Raw genomic sequence first — 3,874 nt, forward strand, 5'->3', positions numbered from 1 at the left:
AAATCATCAAACCTACGAGGATATCACATGCCAATGCTACCCGCGTTATTCATGTCTGTGCCTTTATTTGCACGTTCTCACGGAATGAGTGAAAGACAGGTACTCGATCGTCTTGATAACGCCGATTTACCCGAAGTGGAAAAAGAACTCGATGCAGGGAAGCGGTATGTCGACCTCGTCGAACTCGCGGCTCGTATGGAAGCGGGACAATTCAAACTGTCGATATTGAGGAAGAAATCATGATCCCTCTCATCCAAATCTTCTCAAACCAAAAATGCCTACCGGTGGAAGTGGTGCCAGCCAATGAGCACTCTTCGAATTTCTCGCGTGCGGTATCAGAAATGGAAGAGCGAGCCGGTCACCCTGCGTCGTTCATGGCCACCAACCTTGCCATCATCCCGCTTGAAGGTGATTTGCGCCTAGTCGTACAAGGATAAGCCCATGACTCACGCCGACGTCACTCAACACCTTTACCGCTTTTGGGTGGAAGCGTACCACCAAGATATGCACTGCCTAAAAGAAAGCGCCCCATCAAGCTTGGTGACTCAAGCGCAATCTGAGCTCATTCATGAATCGATTCTTGAGCGTTTACATGAAGTGCGCGTCTATGCCGAAACCAGCGGCGAACACCACTTAGCTCAATCCATCGATGACGCTTGCACAAAAATGTACTTATTCAACGAAGCACCCTGCAAGGAGTTAGCACAATGAAAGTCCAAACCAAAAACAACCTTGTCTATGACAGCACTCACCCAAAATGCCAGCTCCACTTTGCCCGAACTCACGGACGCGGATTTGCGTTCATTCAATGCCTCGATACCGGCTTAGACGGCAAAACGGAAAGGGTAAAGCGTTACTGGGGGTTCTATGCCGACTCTCTGAATGACAAAGAGAATGAAGCGGATATTTATCGCATCATGAATTCAGGCAGTCCGTGGCCTGATTTGCCTGAGTAATCCTCATGGGAAATGTGTCTTACCAAGAGGCCGTGTCCAGTGTTGACTTACCTATCACTGACCCTATCCACAAGCCCTGCCCCGACATGGAAGGGCTCAAAGACTTTGACCAAGAAAAAACTAAGAGAGCGCGTTTCTTAATATCGAAGCTGAGAGAAAAGCACGGCATTAAAAAGCGCGTTAAACCGACGCCTAACCCCTTGAATTACACCTGCACAGAACGAGGCTGCATCGAGCCTTGGGGAACAGTGAGCAACGCAAAAGATGAAATTAACTGAGTTCATAAAACTGAGATACCTCTACCGGCGCAATCGCGGTATGGCGTTTCACCTTAACTACCAGACAGTCAAAAGAGATTGGCGTGAATACACAGCGTCATTAGAGATAGGGCTAAGCCATGAGTCCCTAAAACACTTCCATCAACCAAACTTAACACCACCCTCATCAAATAAATCAGGAGCATAAAGAATGTACATTGTTTTTCACCCCTACCTAACCACCGATTCAGTCCACTATGCGGCTGAAATTACTCAAGACATGCAAATAAAAAAAATAGGTAAACGTACTTCAATATTAAATTTTATGGGTCTGAAATCCTTACGTTTCAATCACGCCATTAAGCCTCAAATCGGTGATTTTGTTATTTATATTACAACTGACGACGTCTACCACTGTCCAAAAGAGGACTTCCTAGAGCATCACACATTAGGAATTTGCCCCACTACGGAAGCCATTAAGTGGTAAGGCCAAGCAATGATTGAATTTAGTTTATTTAAGAAAATAAATAGTAACCCTTCATTGACGCAATATATCGCCAATCTCACGGCGCACCTGCCGGTGATGATGCGTCAAGATCTGGAACTTAAACTAGGTCTACGTAAAAAGCGCAGCAATCCTACCGACCACAATCTCGCCCTATTCATCACCGAACGTGTGAACTTTGTGGATAACGTCGCCCACCACTTTACCCACAAATTCCCTTTTGGTTATATCTGCTATGAGCCTAAGCCTTTAGAGCTGACTCATGACATTCTCATGAGTGACGACCTAATCAAAGACTTTGCCGTTAAGCTGACCGTAGCCTTTGCCGATATCATTAACGATATCGCCATTGTCGAAACTGAAAAGCGCATTGATGGCATTCCTGATAGCTCTCTGGACTACTACGAGGCGTTGCACTACGGCTTTGAACAAATCCGTGATGTGATGCTAAAAGCGTTCATTGAGCCACCTAGCGCTGATACCCGTGATATAGGCAAAAAGCTCACCATTCGAGACGCAGAGATTATTTTAGAGTGCGCTATCCGTCGTTGTATCGACCCGAAGTATTTAACGCGCAAACTCAAGCGTCTACGCAAGCAATACATTGAGCACGCTCAAGTGACGCTTGGTAATGTCGGTAAGAAGCAAGGTCAAACGCACTACGTATCACGTCTAACCTTGTCTAACTTCAAACAAAAGATGCGCGAGTCAGAAGCGTTTATGCAAAACATGGTGGTGATTAGCCATGAGACCATGCAGGAGTTCAACCTTGCGGAAGTGGCTTCACGCACTACAGCAAATCTAGAGAACCGACGCGTTGAACTGGTTGTTCGCAGTCGTGGCGATGAAGAGCGAGCTCTTGATATGGGGTTTGAAGGGGTTTTTATCACATGGACACTTCCCTCAAAGTATCACCGTAATTCGCCCAAGTGGAACGGTTGCACCGTTAAAGAAGCGCACCAGAATTTAATGGAGCAATGGAAACTTGCCCGTGCTCACTTTGCCAAGATTGATTTACCTTGGTTTGGCCTACGGGTGGCCGAACCCCACAAAGACGGAACTCCTCACCTCCATGCGTTTGTGTATTGCGCCAAAGAGCACAAAGCCGACCTAATGCGTATCTGTGCCATGATTGCACGAAGTGAAGACGCAGACGAACTTCATACTAAGAAGAAACGCAAAGCCCGTTTTCACGCGAAACCTTGCAACCCTAAAAAAGGTAGCGCTACTGGCTACATCATCAAATACATCTCCAAAAACATTAACGGCGCACACCTGCCCAAAGGCGCCGCGGAAGAAACTGCAGTCTCGGTCAGAGCGTGGGCCAGCGCTTGGGGCATTAAGCAGTTTTCACAATCGGGCTCTCCTGCCGTGGGTCTGTGGCGACAACTCAGACGCGCGAACAAAGCCGATGTGGCGATTGATGAAGCATTAATCGACCTGCATGAGCATGCGGATAAATCACGATGGAAAGAATTTACGCAGCACATTGGGGATTTGCGCCTCGCCCATGAAACGCAGATTAACCAGTACGGCGAAACCACCAAGCGGGTGATCGGGTTGGAATGGTTAGGTCACGTGATCGAGACCTGCCGCGATCACTTTTCGGTGGTGGCGAAGTGCGATGTGGACGCGTGGAACAAAGCGCGGAGCGCTGTCCCTTGGAGCACTGAAAATAAGTGTAACCCACCCCCGAAAATCGACATTTCCCCACTCGAAAAAGCGTTAATGGACGTGACCGGATGGAGCATTAAAGGGGTTCAATGCTTACTCAAACCGCTGTCGATGGGGGCGAGAATCCCCATTGATAAGCACACCACTCTCAGCCTTATCAACGGACGGTTGGGAGTCACTTAACCCACGCCAACGATGTGAATCAGGGGCATTCTAACTAACGTCGAGAGACAGGAACTTTTATGAATATATCTATCAACACTAAAGCGATTTATTTTTACAGCTACAATATGCCAGTTGTCGGTGAACAGATTTTAATCACCGAACAAAACTTATCGCATGAATGTAATTTTATTCCAATGAACGAGCTTGCCGCTTTAAATGCAATTAACAAGGGCGTGCCGTTTGTTACGGATGCAGGTGAGCATGTTCACGTACTAGGAGCTGCTCACTAACCACGAAGCCAACGTCGAGAGACAGGG

The 3,874-nt window shown here is 47.3% G+C and carries 8 protein-coding genes; all 8 read left to right on the forward strand.

Translation table 11 applies throughout. The features are described from left to right. Positions 1-243, forward strand: a 243-nt coding sequence (locus tag AB4623_RS23565) for a hypothetical protein (protein ID WP_372147471.1), incomplete at its 5' end; no start/stop codon positions are given. Then, entirely contained in the window at positions 240-437 is a 198-nt protein-coding gene (locus tag AB4623_RS23570; protein ID WP_102535526.1) for a hypothetical protein, read from the forward strand. The genes AB4623_RS23565 and AB4623_RS23570, both read left to right, overlap by 4 nt. Positions 438-441: 4 nt before the next feature. Then, complete coding sequence (locus tag AB4623_RS23575; RefSeq protein ID WP_102535527.1) at positions 442-711, forward strand: hypothetical protein; 270 nt, start codon at positions 442-444, stop codon at positions 709-711. Next, the gene (locus AB4623_RS23580) at positions 708-956 is read left to right on the forward strand and encodes a hypothetical protein (protein ID WP_102535528.1); all 249 of its coding nucleotides are present in this window, start codon (positions 708-710) and stop codon (positions 954-956) included. Before AB4623_RS23575 ends, AB4623_RS23580 begins: the two co-directional genes overlap by 4 nt. Before the next feature lie 5 nt (positions 957-961). Further along, the gene (locus AB4623_RS23585; RefSeq protein WP_102560329.1) at positions 962-1,234 is read left to right on the forward strand and encodes a hypothetical protein; all 273 of its coding nucleotides are present in this window, start codon (positions 962-964) and stop codon (positions 1,232-1,234) included. 190 nt (positions 1,235-1,424) lie between these two features. After that, a complete protein-coding gene (locus AB4623_RS23590) occupies positions 1,425-1,700 on the forward strand; it encodes a hypothetical protein (RefSeq protein ID WP_102535530.1) in 276 nt (91 codons plus the stop codon). A gap of 9 nt (positions 1,701-1,709) precedes the next feature. Continuing rightward, positions 1,710-3,575, forward strand: a complete 1,866-nt coding sequence (locus tag AB4623_RS23595; RefSeq protein ID WP_372147473.1) for a replication endonuclease — start codon at positions 1,710-1,712, stop codon at positions 3,573-3,575. Between the two features lie 59 nt (positions 3,576-3,634). Continuing rightward, complete coding sequence (locus AB4623_RS23600) at positions 3,635-3,847, forward strand: hypothetical protein (RefSeq protein ID WP_048615176.1); 213 nt, start codon at positions 3,635-3,637, stop codon at positions 3,845-3,847. The last annotated feature ends 27 nt before the right edge of the window (positions 3,848-3,874 follow it).

This window comes from Vibrio sp. 10N.222.52.C12, from assembly GCF_041474215.1.
Taxonomy (GTDB): domain Bacteria; phylum Pseudomonadota; class Gammaproteobacteria; order Enterobacterales; family Vibrionaceae; genus Vibrio; species Vibrio crassostreae_C.

Coding starts and splice junctions, on each gene's coding strand:
- AB4623_RS23570 (WP_102535526.1), top strand. CDS start 240: ATGATCCCTCTCATCCAAATCTTCTCAAACCAAAAATGCCTACCGGTG.
- AB4623_RS23575 (WP_102535527.1), top strand. CDS start 442: ATGACTCACGCCGACGTCACTCAACACCTTTACCGCTTTTGGGTGGAA.
- AB4623_RS23580 (WP_102535528.1), top strand. CDS start 708: ATGAAAGTCCAAACCAAAAACAACCTTGTCTATGACAGCACTCACCCA.
- AB4623_RS23585 (WP_102560329.1), top strand. CDS start 962: ATGGGAAATGTGTCTTACCAAGAGGCCGTGTCCAGTGTTGACTTACCT.
- AB4623_RS23590 (WP_102535530.1), top strand. CDS start 1,425: ATGTACATTGTTTTTCACCCCTACCTAACCACCGATTCAGTCCACTAT.
- AB4623_RS23595 (WP_372147473.1), top strand. CDS start 1,710: ATGATTGAATTTAGTTTATTTAAGAAAATAAATAGTAACCCTTCATTG.
- AB4623_RS23600 (WP_048615176.1), top strand. CDS start 3,635: ATGAATATATCTATCAACACTAAAGCGATTTATTTTTACAGCTACAAT.